The organism is Pseudomonas sp. CCC3.1 (genome assembly GCF_034347405.1).
Classification (GTDB): Bacteria; Pseudomonadota; Gammaproteobacteria; order Pseudomonadales; family Pseudomonadaceae; genus Aquipseudomonas.
In genome coordinates, this window is the sequence record NZ_CP133778.1 from 1 (window position 1) to 16792 (window position 16792).

The window sequence follows — 16792 nt, forward strand, 5'->3', positions numbered from 1 at the left end:
CGCCCACTTCCGGCGCAGTCGAAACGGAAAACTCCTTGAGTATCAATGAGTTGGATTGGTTTTCGGCAGTGCCAGCTTCAAGTCATCGAAGCAGGAAATGAGGTGTTGACAGCAGCGTGTAACGCTGTAGAATTCGCCTCCCGCTAACGAGAGATCGAAAGCGCAAGTGGTTGAAGTTGTTAAAGATTTCCAAGCGAAACTTTGAAAACTTCTTAAATAACCGCTTGACAGCAACAGAGGCTGCTGTAGAATGCGCGCCTCGGTTGAGCGAAAGCTTAACCAACCGCTCTTTAACAACTGAATCAAGCAATTCGTGTGGGTGCTTGTGGAGTCAGACTGATAGTCAAAAAGATTATCAGCATCACAAGTTACTCCGCGAGAAATCAAAGATGTAACCAACGATTGCTGAGCCAAGTTTAGGGTTTTCTCAAAACCCAAAGATGTTTGAACTGAAGAGTTTGATCATGGCTCAGATTGAACGCTGGCGGCAGGCCTAACACATGCAAGTCGAGCGGTAGAGGGGTGCTTGCACCTCTTGAGAGCGGCGGACGGGTGAGTAATACCTAGGAATCTGCCTGATAGTGGGGGATAACGTTCGGAAACGGACGCTAATACCGCATACGTCCTACGGGAGAAAGCAGGGGACCTTCGGGCCTTGCGCTATCAGATGAGCCTAGGTCGGATTAGCTAGTTGGTGAGGTAATGGCTCACCAAGGCTACGATCCGTAACTGGTCTGAGAGGATGATCAGTCACACTGGAACTGAGACACGGTCCAGACTCCTACGGGAGGCAGCAGTGGGGAATATTGGACAATGGGCGAAAGCCTGATCCAGCCATGCCGCGTGTGTGAAGAAGGTCTTCGGATTGTAAAGCACTTTAAGTTGGGAGGAAGGGCATTAACCTAATACGTTAGTGCTTTGACGTTACCGACAGAATAAGCACCGGCTAACTCTGTGCCAGCAGCCGCGGTAATACAGAGGGTGCAAGCGTTAATCGGAATTACTGGGCGTAAAGCGCGCGTAGGTGGTTTGTTAAGTTGAATGTGAAATCCCCGGGCTCAACCTGGGAACTGCATCCAAAACTGGCAAGCTAGAGTATGGTAGAGGGTGGTGGAATTTCCTGTGTAGCGGTGAAATGCGTAGATATAGGAAGGAACACCAGTGGCGAAGGCGACCACCTGGACTGATACTGACACTGAGGTGCGAAAGCGTGGGGAGCAAACAGGATTAGATACCCTGGTAGTCCACGCCGTAAACGATGTCAACTAGCCGTTGGGAGTCTTGAACTCTTAGTGGCGCAGCTAACGCATTAAGTTGACCGCCTGGGGAGTACGGCCGCAAGGTTAAAACTCAAATGAATTGACGGGGGCCCGCACAAGCGGTGGAGCATGTGGTTTAATTCGAAGCAACGCGAAGAACCTTACCAGGCCTTGACATCCAATGAACTTTCTAGAGATAGATTGGTGCCTTCGGGAACATTGAGACAGGTGCTGCATGGCTGTCGTCAGCTCGTGTCGTGAGATGTTGGGTTAAGTCCCGTAACGAGCGCAACCCTTGTCCTTAGTTACCAGCACGTAATGGTGGGCACTCTAAGGAGACTGCCGGTGACAAACCGGAGGAAGGTGGGGATGACGTCAAGTCATCATGGCCCTTACGGCCTGGGCTACACACGTGCTACAATGGTCGGTACAAAGGGTTGCCAAGCCGCGAGGTGGAGCTAATCCCATAAAACCGATCGTAGTCCGGATCGCAGTCTGCAACTCGACTGCGTGAAGTCGGAATCGCTAGTAATCGTGAATCAGAATGTCACGGTGAATACGTTCCCGGGCCTTGTACACACCGCCCGTCACACCATGGGAGTGGGTTGCACCAGAAGTAGCTAGTCTAACCTTCGGGAGGACGGTTACCACGGTGTGATTCATGACTGGGGTGAAGTCGTAACAAGGTAGCCGTAGGGGAACCTGCGGCTGGATCACCTCCTTAATCGACGACATCAGCTGCTCCATAAGTTCCCACACGAATTGCTTGATTCATTGAAGAAGACGATAGAAGCAACTTTAAGCTCCACGCTGATAGCACACGCTAACGGTTGCAAGCTCGAAATTGGGTCTGTAGCTCAGTTGGTTAGAGCGCACCCCTGATAAGGGTGAGGTCGGCAGTTCGAATCTGCCCAGACCCACCAATTTTGTGTGGAAAATGCCTGTAGAAATATGGGGCCATAGCTCAGCTGGGAGAGCGCCTGCCTTGCACGCAGGAGGTCAACGGTTCGATCCCGTTTGGCTCCACCATAAACTTGCTTCTGCATCGTAAAGCTTAGAAATGAGCATTCCATCAATGTGATGGTGAATGTTGATTTCTGATCTTTTGATTAGATCGTTCTTTAAAAATTTGGGTATGTGATAGAAAGATAGACTGAATAACATTTTCACTGGTGTTTATTCAGGCTAAGGTAAAATTTGTGAGTAATTGCAAGTTTTCGGCGAATGTCGTCTTCATAGTATAACCAGATTGCTTGGGGTTATATGGTCAAGTGAAGAAGCGCATACGGTGGATGCCTTGGCAGTCAGAGGCGATGAAAGACGTGGTAGCCTGCGAAAAGCTTCGGGGAGTCGGCAAACAGACTTTGATCCGGAGATGTCTGAATGGGGGAACCCACCTAACATAAGTTAGGTATCTTAAGCTGAATACATAGGCTTAAGAAGCGAACCAGGGGAACTGAAACATCTAAGTACCCTGAGGAAAAGAAATCAACCGAGATTCCCTTAGTAGTGGCGAGCGAACGGGGACCAGCCCTTAAGCTGTATTGATGTTAGCGGAACGCTCTGGAAAGTGCGGCCATAGTGGGTGATAGCCCTGTACGCGAAAACATCTTTGCAGTGAAATCGAGTAGGACGGAGCACGAGAAACTTTGTCTGAATATGGGGGGACCATCCTCCAAGGCTAAATACTACTGACTGACCGATAGTGAACTAGTACCGTGAGGGAAAGGCGAAAAGAACCCCGGAGAGGGGAGTGAAATAGATCCTGAAACCGTATGCGTACAAGCAGTGGGAGCTCACTTTGTTGGGTGACTGCGTACCTTTTGTATAATGGGTCAGCGACTTATTTTCAGTGGCAAGCTTAACCGAATAGGGGAGGCGTAGCGAAAGCGAGTCTTAATAGGGCGTCTAGTCGCTGGGAATAGACCCGAAACCGGGCGATCTATCCATGGGCAGGTTGAAGGTTGGGTAACACTAACTGGAGGACCGAACCGACTACCGTTGAAAAGTTAGCGGATGACCTGTGGATCGGAGTGAAAGGCTAATCAAGCTCGGAGATAGCTGGTTCTCCTCGAAAGCTATTTAGGTAGCGCCTCATGTATCACTGTAGGGGGTAGAGCACTGTTTCGGCTAGGGGGTCATCCCGACTTACCAAACCGATGCAAACTCCGAATACCTACAAGTGCCGAGCATGGGAGACACACGGCGGGTGCTAACGTCCGTCGTGAAAAGGGAAACAACCCAGACCGTCAGCTAAGGTCCCAAAGTTATGGTTAAGTGGGAAACGATGTGGGAAGGCTTAGACAGCTAGGAGGTTGGCTTAGAAGCAGCCACCCTTTAAAGAAAGCGTAATAGCTCACTAGTCGAGTCGGCCTGCGCGGAAGATTTAACGGGGCTCAAACCATACACCGAAGCTACGGGTATCACTTAGGTGATGCGGTAGAGGAGCGTTCTGTAAGCCTGTGAAGGTGAGTTGAGAAGCTTGCTGGAGGTATCAGAAGTGCGAATGCTGACATGAGTAACGATAATGGGTGTGAAAAACACCCACGCCGAAAGACCAAGGTTTCCTGCGCAACGTTAATCGACGCAGGGTTAGTCGGTCCCTAAGGCGAGGCTGAAAAGCGTAGTCGATGGAAAACAGGTTAATATTCCTGTACTTCTGGTTATTGCGATGGAGGGACGGAGAAGGCTAGGCCAGCTTGGCGTTGGTTGTCCAAGTTTAAGGTGGTAGGCTGGAATCTTAGGTAAATCCGGGATTCTAAGGCCGAGAGCTGATGACGAGTGTTCTTTTAGAACACGAAGTGGTTGATGCCATGCTTCCAAGAAAAGCTTCTAAGCTTCAGGTAACCAGGAACCGTACCCCAAACCGACACAGGTGGTTGGGTAGAGAATACCAAGGCGCTTGAGAGAACTCGGGTGAAGGAACTAGGCAAAATGGCACCGTAACTTCGGGAGAAGGTGCGCCGGTGAGGGTGAAGCATTTACTGCGTAAGCCCACGCCGGTCGAAGATACCAGGCCGCTGCGACTGTTTATTAAAAACACAGCACTCTGCAAACACGAAAGTGGACGTATAGGGTGTGACGCCTGCCCGGTGCCGGAAGGTTAATTGATGGGGTTAGCTAACGCGAAGCTCTTGATCGAAGCCCCGGTAAACGGCGGCCGTAACTATAACGGTCCTAAGGTAGCGAAATTCCTTGTCGGGTAAGTTCCGACCTGCACGAATGGCGTAACGATGGCGGCGCTGTCTCCACCCGAGACTCAGTGAAATTGAAATCGCTGTGAAGATGCAGTGTATCCGCGGCTAGACGGAAAGACCCCGTGAACCTTTACTATAGCTTTGCACTGGACTTTGAATTTGCTTGTGTAGGATAGGTGGGAGGCTTTGAAGCGTGGACGCCAGTCTGCGTGGAGCCAACCTTGAAATACCACCCTGGCAACTTTGAGGTTCTAACTCAGGTCCGTTATCCGGATCGAGGACAGTGTATGGTGGGTAGTTTGACTGGGGCGGTCTCCTCCTAAAGAGTAACGGAGGAGTACGAAGGTGCGCTCAGACCGGTCGGAAATCGGTCGTAGAGTATAAAGGCAAAAGCGCGCTTGACTGCGAGACAGACACGTCGAGCAGGTACGAAAGTAGGTCTTAGTGATCCGGTGGTTCTGTATGGAAGGGCCATCGCTCAACGGATAAAAGGTACTCCGGGGATAACAGGCTGATACCGCCCAAGAGTTCATATCGACGGCGGTGTTTGGCACCTCGATGTCGGCTCATCACATCCTGGGGCTGAAGCCGGTCCCAAGGGTATGGCTGTTCGCCATTTAAAGTGGTACGCGAGCTGGGTTTAGAACGTCGTGAGACAGTTCGGTCCCTATCTGCCGTGGACGTTTGAGATTTGAGAGGGGCTGCTCCTAGTACGAGAGGACCGGAGTGGACGAACCTCTGGTGTTCCGGTTGTCACGCCAGTGGCATTGCCGGGTAGCTATGTTCGGGAAAGATAACCGCTGAAAGCATCTAAGCGGGAAACTTGCCTCAAGATGAGATCTCACTGGAACCTTGAGTTCCCTAAAGGGCCGTCGAAGACTACGACGTTGATAGGTTGGGTGTGTAAGCGCTGTGAGGCGTTGAGCTAACCAATACTAATTGCCCGTGAGGCTTGACCATATAACACCCAAGCAATTTGAGTCGAAGAGACCAGATTGCGGTGTGTGAAGACGATACAAACCGAAAGTTTGCAGCTCACAAAGCACCGATTCTATTACATACCCATTCGCTGGAGCGTTGACCGTAAGGTAAACGAGCTGGCTACCGAATTTCTTGACGACCATAGAGCATTGGAACCACCTGATCCCATCCCGAACTCAGTAGTGAAACGATGCATCGCCGATGGTAGTGTGGGGTTTCCCCATGTGAGAGTAGGTCATCGTCAAGATTAAATTCCAAAATCCCTGTCTGCTCACGCAGACAGGGATTTTGTTTTTGTGCTCGAAAAAGCTAAGCCCGCGTGGTCTGTGTGTCGTCGCCTGTCCAGTATCCGCTGCTGAGACCCATCGAAATTCTCCAATGTAGTGCCCGCCATTTATAGTTCACACTACATTAGCAGCGTATATCTATTCTCTTCGTCCCGTTCGGCGCCCCAGCTTCCTGATGGGGTTGAAGCGCCAGATCGTCTTGCTGCAGTTACTGCGATGGTACGTTGAGGTGATGACAAGTCCCAAGCACTCAGAGCACTAGTTCATGATGGGGTGGTATGGCTAGGATTTCCGCTCAACCGTTTTTGAATGGGGGCGCGTTAATCAATGGCTGAATGATGTGAGGGGCTGAATGGCAAGATGGTTAGTTTGGGCGCTTGCAGTGTGCCGGTGTCTATTCAAGAAATAAGCTGCCATTAGATCGTTCGGCGCCTGCCTTGCAGGCTTTCTATGCAATAGCCTGGCTCATCGTTATTATGCGTGCCTGATTGTGAGGCGAAACTTGCATGCTGACGTTGTTGAAACTCCTTAAAGATGGCCGTTTTCATTCTGGGCAAGCCCTGGGTGCAGCGCTAGGTATTAGCCGTAGTGCTGTATGGAAGCAGTTGCAGCGCCTAGAGGCTGACTTGAACCTGTCGATCCACAAAGTTCGTGGTCGTGGCTATCAATTAGCTTCGCCGCTTGAGCTTCTTGAGCAGGGCCAGCTTGTCGATAGCCGCTTTCCTGTGTCTATTCATGAATCCCTGGATTCGACCAATGCACAAGCATTGCGTGAAATTGCCAGCGGGCTGCCTGCGCCTTTTATAATTCTGGCTGAGCAGCAGAGTGCAGGGCGAGGTCGTAGAGGAAGGACGTGGGTTAGCCCTTTTGCTGAAAACATCTATTACAGTCTGGTTCTTCGCATGGATGGCGGGATGCGCCAGCTAGAAGGGCTCAGCTTGGTGGTTGGCTTGGCTGTATTGGGTGCGCTTCGAGATTTTGGCGACTTTGATGCGGGTTTGAAGTGGCCAAATGATATTTTGGTGGGGAATAAAAAAATTGCCGGCATTCTGCTGGAGTTAGTGGGTGACCCTGCTGATGTGTGTCACGTCGTCATTGGCATTGGTATCAACGTCAATATGATGGTTGCGAGTGATGTTGATCAGGCTTGGACATCCGTGCGTTTGGAAACTGGCCGCGATATCAATCGCAACGCGCTTATTGTTGCTCTTGGCAGGAGCTTGGAAATATATCTGAGCCGACATGAGGCTTTAAGTTTTGCTGCTATACAGGCTGAGTGGGAGCTCAATCATTTATGGCAGGGCCGCGAAGTTTCCTTGATAGCCGGCACGCACCATGTGGATGGGACTGTGATCGGTATCGATCAGCAAGGCGCATTACGTCTGAATGTGGCAGGGCAGGAAAAAACATTCAGTGGTGGCGAGCTAAGTTTGAGGTTGCGCCATGATTCTTGAGATGGACTGCGGTAACAGTTTTATCAAGTGGCGAGTGATTGATAAGGACGCAGTCATTGGGGGTGGAGTTGTTGACTCTGATTCGGCTCTGATAGATGCAATCTTGGCAAACCCTTCACTACACATTGCGCGCTGTCGGCTGGTCAGTGTGCGCAGTGATGAGGAGACATCTGGCCTTATTGCCCGCTTGGTTTCTGTTTTTGCGGTAGAGGTATTGTGTGCCGAGCCAGCTAGGGCTCTGGCGGGTGTCACAAACGGCTATGAGGACTTCGAGCGCCTTGGTCTCGATCGCTGGCTGGCTTTGGTCGGAGCGTATGAGCTGTCTAAAGGTCCGTGTCTCGTGCTTGATTTGGGGACTGCTGTTACAGCTGATTTTGTGTCTGGAGACGGACAGCACTTGGGTGGGTTTATTTGTCCTGGCCTTCCGTTGATGCGCAACCAGTTGCGTACGCATACTCGACGAATTAGATATGACAACTTGTCGGCTGAGCAGGCGCTGCAGCGCGAAACACCTGGGCGCACGACTGTTGAAGCTGTTGAGCGTGGATGTCTTATGATGCTGCGCGGGTTTACGTTGTCTCAGCTGCAATTAGCTCGTGATTACTGGGATGAGGGTTTTGTCGTGTTTCTCACTGGGGGGGATGCTGACTTGGTGGCGAGCATCGTGCCAGATGCGCGCCTCGTGAGAGATCTTGTATTCGTAGGTTTGGCTGCAGCTTGTCCTTTATTCTGAGGTTTCTATGCGTTGGCTGTTCCTGCTGCTGGTTGTGTTGAATATTTTCTACTTTGTATGGCATCAGCAAGAGGCGCCTCTTAGGGCTAAGGAGGTAGTGTCTCTATCTCTTTACAAAGGTAGTAAGCAGGAAATTAAGCTGCTTAGCGAGACGCGTCCGGACCTGCCCATAGTTCACGCGAAGAGAGACGATGGTCGTGAGAATGCTGTCTGCTTTTATTTGAGTGGGCTAGGTAATGCAGAGGTGTTGAGCAAGACCCGACAAAGTTTGGCTGATGCAGGTCTTGGAGGTGAGCTAGAGAAGGTAGGGCATTCGGATTCGGGGGAGTTTGCCTTCGTTGTGTCGCCACTCGACACGGCTCAAGCAGCTGAAAGCGTTTTGCAAAACCTTCTTAATGAATTCAATGAGTTGAAATACGAAAAAAAGCAGTGCCAGGGCTTGCAGCTATCCGATAGTTTGCATAGAATGGCGCCCGCTCCACAGTGAACACCAAATGCGGTTTTCAAGGTGGGATTAGTTGACATGCTAACTTGATGATTTTATTGAGAATAGTGGTTGACAAAGAGTTGGGATGATGTAGAATCCCGCTCAGCTCAGGAGGGGTTCCCGAGCGGCCAAAGGGATCAGACTGTAAATCTGACGTCTACGACTTCGAAGGTTCGAATCCTTCCCCCTCCACCATATTTGCGCAAATCAGCTTGATTTGCGGGTGTAGTTTAGTGGTAGAACCTCAGCCTTCCAAGCTGATGATGCGGGTTCGATTCCCGCCACCCGCTCCATTCGTTCTGATTTCTGAAAGGTTTTGCTCTTGTAGCTCAGTTGGTAGAGCACACCCTTGGTAAGGGTGAGGTCAGCGGTTCAAATCCGCTCAAGAGCTCCATATAACAAGGCAGATATGAAAATATCTGCCTTTGTTTTAACAGGCTGAATAGCTTGTCTGGAGTGTTTGCTGGCGGTGCTGATGCTTGGTATTGCTGCTCCGGTTCGTGATTGCTGTTGTGAGTGGCCTGCATTCTGCTGCTGACGTGTTGTCAGGTTGTTTTTGGTCTGGTGGCAAAAGTAATTACATTGGTTGTTGAAAAGTCTCTCTCGGGTCTGCATAATCGGCGGCTCGTTAATGTTTTAGGTCAGTAGCTCAATTGGCAGAGCGACGGTCTCCAAAACCGTAGGTTGGGGGTTCGATTCCCTCCTGACCTGCCAGATTCGCTCATTGCGTCTGGCTTTCTTTTCACAGGATCCTCTTTGATGACTCCCAAGGCTGAAGTTCAAAGCTCTCGCTTCGATCTCCTTAAGTGGCTAGTAGTAGTTGCTCTGGTGGTGGTTGGCGTTGTTGGGAATCAGTATTATTCTGGTTCGCCGATCCTGTATCGCGTCATTGCGCTTCTTGTGATTGCTGCTGTTGCTGCCTTTGTGGGTTTGCAGACAGCAAAGGGCAAGTCGTTCGCTGTCCTGGTAAAGGAAGCTCGTACTGAGATTCGTAAAGTCGTATGGCCAACTCGCCAAGAAACTACGCAGACCACGTTGATCGTGGTGGCTGTTGTTCTTGTTATGGCGTTGCTGTTGTGGGGTTTGGATTCCCTGCTCGGCTGGCTCGTTTCCTTGATTGTTGGCTAAGGGTGTCCCGTGGCTAAGCGTTGGTACGTAGTGCATGCTTATTCGGGTTACGAAAAGCATGTTATGCGCTCTTTAATTGAGCGTATTAAGCTGGCAGGCATGGAAGATGGCTTCGGCGAAATTCTGGTTCCCACTGAAGAAGTGGTTGAAATGCGTAATGGCCAGAAACGCAAAAGCGAGCGCAAGTTCTTCCCTGGTTATGTGCTGGTCCAAATGGACATGAGCGAAGGTACTTGGCACTTGGTCAAGGATACGCCCCGCGTCATGGGTTTCATTGGCGGTACCGCTGACAAGCCAGCCCCAATTACAGATAAAGAGGCAGAAGCGATTCTGCGTCGCGTTGCTGACGGTAGCGACAAGCCTAAGCCGAAGACGTTGTTCGAGCCGGGTGAAGTTGTACGTGTCACCGACGGTCCGTTTGCCGATTTCAATGGCACGGTCGAAGAAGTTAACTACGAAAAAAGTCGCATCCAAGTGGCTGTGCTTATTTTCGGACGCTCTACTCCGGTAGAGCTAGAGTTTAGCCAGGTCGAAAAGGTCTAGCTGAGCACGCATCCCAACCCCATGGCTTCGGCTGTGGGGTTTTGTCGTCACTGGGATAAACACGCAAGTAACCGGGGAGCCTTTAATTTAGGCGTCTGAACCCGTAATTGGAGTGCCTCATGGCCAAGAAGATTACCGCTTACATCAAGCTGCAAGTGAAGGCCGCTCAGGCCAACCCAAGCCCACCTGTTGGTCCAGCTCTGGGTCAGCATGGTGTGAATATCATGGAGTTCTGCAAAGCTTTCAACGCCCGTACTCAGGGTATTGAGCCAGGCCTGCCGACTCCAGTGATCATCACTGTTTACAGCGACCGTAGCTTCACGTTCGAAACTAAGTCGACCCCTGCTTCGGTTCTGCTGAAGAAGGCTGCAGGTCTGACTAGCGGTTCCGCTCGTCCAAACACCGTTAAGGTTGGCACAGTTACCCGTGCTCAGCTGGAAGAAATCGCGAAAACCAAAAACGCGGATCTGACTGCAGCTGATATGGAAGCAGCCGTGCGTACCATCGCCGGTTCTGCTCGTAGCATGGGCCTTAACGTGGAGGGTGTGTAATGGCTAAGCTGACTAAGCGTCAAAAGGCAATCGCCGGTAAAATTGAAGCTGGCAAGTCTTACAATTTCGTAGACGCTGCTGCTTTGCTGGCTGAGTTGTCGACTGTTAAATTCAGCGAGTCCTTTGACATCGCCGTTAACTTGGGCGTAGACCCACGTAAATCTGACCAGGTTGTTCGTAGCGCTACTGTGCTGCCACACGGCACTGGTAAGACTGTACGTGTAGCTGTGTTCACCCAGGGTCCAGCTGCTGAAGCTGCTCTGGCTGCTGGCGCTGATCGCGTTGGTATGGACGACCTGGCTGCCGAAATGAAAGGCGGCGACCTGAACTACGACGTAGTTATTGCATCCCCGGACGCAATGCGTGTTGTAGGTCAGTTGGGTCAAATCCTCGGTCCGCGTGGTCTGATGCCTAACCCTAAGGTTGGTACTGTAACCCCAGACGTAGCTACCGCAGTTAAGAACGCGAAGGCTGGTCAGGTTCGTTATCGCACTGACAAAAACGGTATCATCCACACTTCCGTTGGCAAGATCGGCTTCGACGCCGTTCAGCTGAAGGAAAACGTTGAAGCCCTGATCGCTGATCTGAAGCGTATCAAACCGGCTTCTTCGAAAGGTATTTACGTTAAGCGCGTTACCCTGAGCACCACTATGGGCCCAGGCTTGGTTATCGACCAAGGTTCTTTGGACGCGTAAGACATATTGGCGCAGCGTGCTGCGCCAATGAAAGATTGGGGTCCCTGCCTGGCGGGGGCTATCCAAGACCGTAGGCGGCGCAAGCCTTAAACCTCAAGCCTACGCAGATGGTGCTCCCGGTTCCTTACCGAATCAGACACCAAAACGACATCCGGCCTCGGTTGGATGAAACGGTAACAAGCAGGAGTTAAACCCGTGGCAATTAAACTCGAAGACAAGAAGGCCATCGTCGCTGAAGTCAACGAGGCTGCCAAAGTTGCTCTGTCTGCTGTTGTGGCTGATGCCCGCGGTGTGACAGTAGGCGCTATGACCGGACTCCGTAAAGAGGCTCGTGAAGCTGGCGTTTACGTACGTGTTGTACGTAACACCTTGCTGAAGCGCGCTGTTGCTGACACTGAATACAGTGTCCTCAACGACGTGTTCACTGGCCCGACCTTGATCGCATTCTCCAACGAACATCCAGGCGCTGCTGCCCGTTTGTTCAAAGAGTTCGCCAAAGGTCAGGATAAGTTCGAGATTAAGGCAGCTGCGTTCGAGGGCAAGTTCCTCGCAGCTAACCAAATCGACGTACTGGCAACACTGCCGACCCGCGACGAAGCTATTTCGCAGCTGATGAGCGTGATTCAAGGCGCTACCAGCAAGCTGGCTCGTACTCTGGCTGCAGTTCGCGAGCAAAAAGAAGCTGTTGCAGCCTAAGGCTGAGCACTTTCTCTCGCGTATTTTTGTTTATTTCGATGGCCGCGTAGGCCGTCTCCCAATTCAGGAAATACAGCAATGTCTATCTCCCAAGACGATATCCTCAACGCCGTAGCTGAAATGTCGGTTCTGCAGGTTGTTGAGCTGATCAAAGCTTTCGAAGAAAAATTCGGCGTTTCGGCTGCCGCTGCTTCTGCTGGTCCAGCTGCTGCTGCCGCTGTTGTTGAAGAGCAAACTGAATTCAACGTCATGCTGCTGGAAGCTGGCGAGAAGAAAGTTAACGTGATCAAGGCTGTTCGTGAACTGACTGGTCTGGGCTTGAAAGAAGCCAAGGCAGTAGTTGACGGCGCTCCAGCTATGGTTCTGGAAGCTGTTGCTAAAGACGCAGCTGACAAAGCCAAGGCTACCTTGGAAGAAGCAGGCGCTAAAGTCGAGCTGAAGTAAGCATCGACCTTGCGTCTCCAGCCCAAGCGTTAAGCTGAGGCTGATGGCTGGTGGCTCTTGCCACCGGCCTTTTTCCGTTATTGGCGGCCGACTAGGTCGGCGCCTTTAACGTGCTGTAACCACCCTGTGCGGTGGAGCAAACCAAGGGGTTTGCACGATTTTCTGGCTGCTCCCGTCGGGAGAGGCCAAACAAGCAGGTGACCAAGCTGGGGAACGCTGATGGCTTACTCATATACTGAGAAAAAACGTATCCGCAAGGACTTTAGCAAGTTGCCGGACGTCATGGATGTGCCGTATCTCTTGGCAATCCAGCTGGATTCGTATCGTGAATTCTTGCAGGCGGGAGCGACTAAAGATCAGTTCCGCGACGTGGGCCTGCATGCGGCCTTCAAATCCGTTTTCCCGATCATCAGCTACTCCGGCAATGCTGCGCTGGAGTACGTCGGTTATCGCTTGGGCGAACCGGCATTTGATGTCAAAGAATGCGTGTTGCGCGGTGTAACTTACGCCGTACCTTTGCGGGTAAAAGTTCGTTTGATCATTTTCGACAAAGAATCGTCGAACAAAGCGATCAAGGACATCAAAGAGCAAGAAGTCTACATGGGTGAAATCCCCCTGATGACTGAAAACGGTACCTTCGTAATCAACGGTACCGAGCGTGTAATTGTTTCCCAGCTGCACCGTTCCCCGGGCGTGTTCTTTGATCACGACCGCGGCAAGACGCACAGCTCCGGTAAGCTGCTTTATTCCGCGCGTATCATTCCTTACCGTGGTTCGTGGTTGGACTTTGAGTTCGACCCGAAAGACTGCGTGTTCGTACGTATCGACCGTCGTCGCAAGCTGCCTGCATCGGTACTGCTGCGCGCACTGGGTTATACAACTGAACAAGTGCTTGACGCGTTCTACACCACTAACGTTTTCCATGTTCAAGGCGAAAGCATCAGCCTGGAACTGGTTCCACAACGTTTGCGTGGTGAAATTGCGGCCATCGACATTACCGATGACAAAGGCAAGGTGATTGTCGAGCAAGGCCGTCGTATTACTGCTCGTCACATCAACCAGCTGGAAAAAGCCGGTGTCAAAGAGCTTGTTATGCCTCTGGACTATGTCCTGGGTCGCACAACAGCCAAGGCAATCGTGCACCCGGCCACTGGTGAAATCATTGCTGAGTGCAACACCGAGCTGACAACTGAAATCCTGGCAAAAGTTGCCAAGAGCCAGGTTGTTCGTATCGAAACGTTGTACACCAACGATATCGATTGCGGCCCGTTTGTCTCCGACACCCTGAAGATCGACTCCACCAGCAACCAATTGGAAGCACTGGTCGAGATCTATCGCATGATGCGTCCTGGCGAGCCGCCAACCAAAGACGCTGCCGAGACTCTGTTCAACAACCTGTTCTTCAGCCCTGAGCGCTATGACCTGTCTGCGGTCGGCCGGATGAAGTTCAACCGTCGTATCGGTCGTACCGAAATCGAAGGTTCGGGCGTGTTGTGCAAAGAAGACATCGTCGCGGTACTGAAGACGTTGGTCGACATCCGTAACGGTAAAGGCATCGTCGATGACATCGACCACCTGGGTAACCGTCGTGTTCGCTGCGTTGGCGAAATGGCTGAAAACCAGTTCCGCGTTGGCCTCGTACGTGTAGAGCGTGCGGTCAAAGAGCGTCTGTCGATGGCAGAAAGCGAAGGCTTGATGCCGCAGGACCTGATCAACGCCAAGCCAGTGGCTGCTGCGGTCAAAGAGTTCTTCGGTTCCAGCCAGCTGTCTCAGTTCATGGACCAAAACAACCCGCTGTCCGAGATCACCCACAAGCGCCGTGTTTCTGCACTGGGCCCGGGCGGTCTGACGCGTGAGCGTGCAGGCTTTGAAGTTCGTGACGTACACCCGACGCACTACGGTCGTGTATGCCCGATTGAAACGCCGGAAGGTCCGAACATCGGTCTGATCAACTCCTTGGCTGCTTATGCGCGCACCAACCAGTACGGCTTCCTTGAAAGCCCGTACCGTGTGGTGAAAGACGCTTTGGTCACCGACGAGATCGTATTCCTGTCCGCCATCGAAGAAGCTGATCACGTGATCGCTCAGGCTTCGGCCACGATGAACGACAAGAAAGTACTGATCGACGAACTGGTAGCGGTTCGTCACTTGAACGAATTCACCGTTAAGGCGCCGGAAGACGTCACCTTGATGGACGTTTCGCCGAAGCAGGTAGTTTCGGTTGCTGCGTCGTTGATTCCGTTCCTCGAGCACGATGACGCCAACCGTGCGTTGATGGGTTCGAACATGCAGCGTCAAGCTGTACCCACCCTGCGCGCTGACAAGCCGCTGGTAGGTACTGGCATGGAGCGTAACGTAGCGCGTGACTCCGGCGTTTGCGTCGTGGCTCGTCGTGGCGGCGTGATCGACTCTGTTGATGCTAGCCGTATCGTGGTTCGTGTTGCTGATGATGAAGTTGAGACCGGCGAAGCTGGTGTTGATATCTACAACCTGACCAAATACACCCGCTCGAACCAGAACACCTGCATTAACCAGCGTCCACTGGTTCGCAAGGGTGATCGCGTACAGCGCAGCGACATCATGGCTGATGGCCCGTCCACCGATATGGGTGAGCTGGCTCTGGGTCAGAACATGCGCATCGCGTTCATGGCCTGGAACGGTTACAACTTCGAAGACTCCATCTGCTTGTCGGAACGCGTAGTTCAAGAAGACCGCTTCACCACGATCCACATTCAGGAACTGACCTGTGTGGCGCGTGACACCAAGCTTGGGCCTGAAGAGATCACTGCGGACATCCCGAACGTCGGTGAAGCTGCACTGAACAAGCTGGACGAAGCCGGTATCGTTTACGTAGGTGCTGAAGTTGGCGCTGGCGACATTCTGGTTGGTAAGGTCACCCCGAAAGGCGAGACCCAACTGACGCCAGAAGAGAAGCTGTTGCGTGCAATCTTCGGTGAGAAAGCAAGCGACGTTAAAGACACCTCCCTGCGCGTACCTACCGGTACCAAAGGTACTGTCATCGATGTACAAGTCTTCACTCGTGACGGTGTTGAGCGTGATGCTCGTGCCTTGTCGATCGAGAAGACTCAGCTGGACGAGATCCGCAAGGATCTGAACGAAGAGTTCCGTATCGTAGAAGGCGCCACTTTCGAACGTCTGCGCTCTGCTCTGGTTGGCCATGTGGCTGAGGGCGGTGCAGGTCTGAAGAAAGGCCAGGAAATCACCAATGAAGTCCTGGACGGTCTTGAACATGGGCAGTGGTTCAAGCTGCGCATGGCTGAAGACGCTCTGAACGAGCAGCTTGAAAAAGCTCAGGCTTACATCATCGATCGCCGTCGTCTGCTGGACGACAAGTTCGAAGACAAGAAGCGCAAACTGCAGCAAGGCGATGACCTGGCTCCGGGCGTGCTGAAAATCGTCAAGGTTTACCTGGCAATCCGTCGTCGCATCCAACCGGGTGACAAGATGGCTGGTCGTCACGGTAACAAAGGTGTGGTCTCCGTGATCATGCCGGTTGAAGACATGCCGTACGATGCCAATGGCACCCCGGTGGATGTGGTCCTCAACCCGTTGGGCGTACCTTCGCGTATGAACGTTGGTCAGATTCTCGAAACCCACTTGGGCCTTGCAGCCAAAGGTTTGGGCGAGAAGATCAACCTCATGATTGAAGAACAGCGCAAGGTTGCTGACCTGCGTAAGTTCCTGCATGAGATCTACAACGAAATTGGCGGTCGTCAAGAAAGCCTGGATGACTTCTCAGACCAAGAAATCCTTGATCTGGCGAAGAACCTTCGCGGCGGTGTACCAATGGCTACCCCGGTGTTCGACGGTGCCAAAGAAAGCGAAATCAAGGCAATGCTACGCTTGGCAGACCTGCCAGACAGCGGCCAGATGGTGCTGACTGATGGTCGTACCGGCAACAAGTTCGAGCGTCCGGTTACCGTTGGCTACATGTACATGCTGAAGCTGAACCACTTGGTAGACGACAAGATGCACGCTCGTTCTACCGGTTCTTACAGCCTGGTTACCCAGCAGCCGCTGGGTGGTAAGGCGCAGTTCGGTGGTCAGCGTTTCGGGGAGATGGAGGTCTGGGCGCTGGAAGCTTACGGCGCGGCATACACTCTGCAAGAAATGCTCACAGTGAAGTCGGACGATGTGAACGGTCGTACCAAGATGTACAAAAACATCGTGGACGGCGATCACCGTATGGAGCCGGGCATGCCCGAGTCCTTCAACGTGTTGATCAAAGAAATTCGTTCCCTCGGCATCGATATCGATCTGGAAACCGAATAACACGTGACGCGAATCGAGAGCGGGGCTGTACTGCCCGCTCTCTG

The 16792-nt window shown here is 52.1% G+C and carries 10 protein-coding genes, 6 tRNA genes and 3 rRNA genes; all 19 read left to right on the top strand.

Going from position 1 to position 16792, the window contains the following annotated elements; all coding sequences use genetic code 11:
* Nucleotides 1-446: 446 nt before the first annotated feature.
* The 19 genes from RHM56_RS00005 to rpoB all read left to right on the top strand — a co-directional run bounded on the left by RHM56_RS00005 (nucleotide 447) and on the right by rpoB (nucleotide 16748).
* Nucleotides 447-1983, top strand: a 16S ribosomal RNA gene (locus RHM56_RS00005).
* Nucleotides 1984-2105: 122 nt separating this feature from the next.
* A tRNA-Ile gene (locus RHM56_RS00010) sits at nucleotides 2106-2182 on the top strand.
* Nucleotides 2183-2212: 30 nt separating this feature from the next.
* Nucleotides 2213-2288 (top strand) — tRNA-Ala (locus tag RHM56_RS00015).
* Between the two features lie 236 nt (nucleotides 2289-2524).
* Nucleotides 2525-5416, top strand: a 23S ribosomal RNA gene (locus RHM56_RS00020).
* 152 nt (nucleotides 5417-5568) lie between these two features.
* Nucleotides 5569-5684: ribosomal RNA gene (rrf, locus tag RHM56_RS00025) — 5S ribosomal RNA — on the top strand.
* Together the 16S, 23S and 5S rRNA genes with 2 tRNA genes alongside form the textbook arrangement of a ribosomal RNA operon.
* Nucleotides 5685-6230: 546 nt before the next feature.
* Nucleotides 6231-7178, top strand: coding sequence for a bifunctional biotin--[acetyl-CoA-carboxylase] ligase/biotin operon repressor BirA (gene birA / locus RHM56_RS00030; RefSeq protein WP_322237316.1), 948 nt, complete (start codon nucleotides 6231-6233; stop codon nucleotides 7176-7178).
* Complete coding sequence (locus tag RHM56_RS00035) at nucleotides 7168-7911, top strand: pantothenate kinase (RefSeq protein ID WP_322237318.1); 744 nt, start codon at nucleotides 7168-7170, stop codon at nucleotides 7909-7911. Before birA ends, RHM56_RS00035 begins: the two co-directional genes overlap by 11 nt.
* 7 nt (nucleotides 7912-7918) lie before the next feature.
* Nucleotides 7919-8398, top strand: a complete 480-nt coding sequence (locus RHM56_RS00040) for a hypothetical protein (RefSeq protein ID WP_322237320.1) — start codon at nucleotides 7919-7921, stop codon at nucleotides 8396-8398.
* Nucleotides 8399-8508: 110 nt separating this feature from the next.
* A tRNA-Tyr gene (locus tag RHM56_RS00045) sits at nucleotides 8509-8593 on the top strand.
* A 24-nt stretch (nucleotides 8594-8617) separates the two neighbouring features.
* Nucleotides 8618-8691, top strand: a tRNA-Gly gene (locus RHM56_RS00050).
* Nucleotides 8692-8716: 25 nt separating this feature from the next.
* Nucleotides 8717-8792, top strand: a tRNA-Thr gene (locus RHM56_RS00055).
* Nucleotides 8793-9036: 244 nt separating this feature from the next.
* Nucleotides 9037-9112 (top strand) — tRNA-Trp (locus RHM56_RS00060).
* A gap of 45 nt (nucleotides 9113-9157) precedes the next feature.
* Nucleotides 9158-9526 (top strand): preprotein translocase subunit SecE, encoded by a 369-nt coding sequence (secE, locus tag RHM56_RS00065; protein WP_322237322.1) that lies wholly within the window; start codon nucleotides 9158-9160, stop codon nucleotides 9524-9526.
* Nucleotides 9527-9535: 9 nt separating this feature from the next.
* Nucleotides 9536-10069: a transcription termination/antitermination protein NusG gene (gene nusG, locus RHM56_RS00070; protein ID WP_026014126.1), complete on the top strand. Its 534-nt coding sequence runs from the start codon at nucleotides 9536-9538 to the stop codon at nucleotides 10067-10069.
* A gap of 119 nt (nucleotides 10070-10188) precedes the next feature.
* Entirely contained in the window at nucleotides 10189-10620 is a 432-nt protein-coding gene (gene rplK / locus RHM56_RS00075) for a 50S ribosomal protein L11 (protein ID WP_008008888.1), read from the top strand.
* Nucleotides 10620-11315, top strand: coding sequence for a 50S ribosomal protein L1 (gene rplA, locus RHM56_RS00080; protein WP_016779167.1), 696 nt, complete (start codon nucleotides 10620-10622; stop codon nucleotides 11313-11315). Before rplK ends, rplA begins: the two co-directional genes overlap by 1 nt.
* Nucleotides 11316-11510: 195 nt before the next feature.
* The gene (gene rplJ / locus RHM56_RS00085; protein WP_019409896.1) at nucleotides 11511-12011 is read left to right on the top strand and encodes a 50S ribosomal protein L10; all 501 of its coding nucleotides are present in this window, start codon (nucleotides 11511-11513) and stop codon (nucleotides 12009-12011) included.
* 78 nt (nucleotides 12012-12089) lie between these two features.
* On the top strand, nucleotides 12090-12455 hold the full coding sequence (gene rplL / locus RHM56_RS00090) for a 50S ribosomal protein L7/L12 (RefSeq protein ID WP_019409897.1): 366 nt from the start codon (nucleotides 12090-12092) through the stop codon (nucleotides 12453-12455).
* Between the two features lie 219 nt (nucleotides 12456-12674).
* Nucleotides 12675-16748, top strand: a complete 4074-nt coding sequence (gene rpoB, locus RHM56_RS00095) for a DNA-directed RNA polymerase subunit beta (RefSeq protein ID WP_019409898.1) — start codon at nucleotides 12675-12677, stop codon at nucleotides 16746-16748.
* Nucleotides 16749-16792 lie beyond the last annotated feature (44 nt).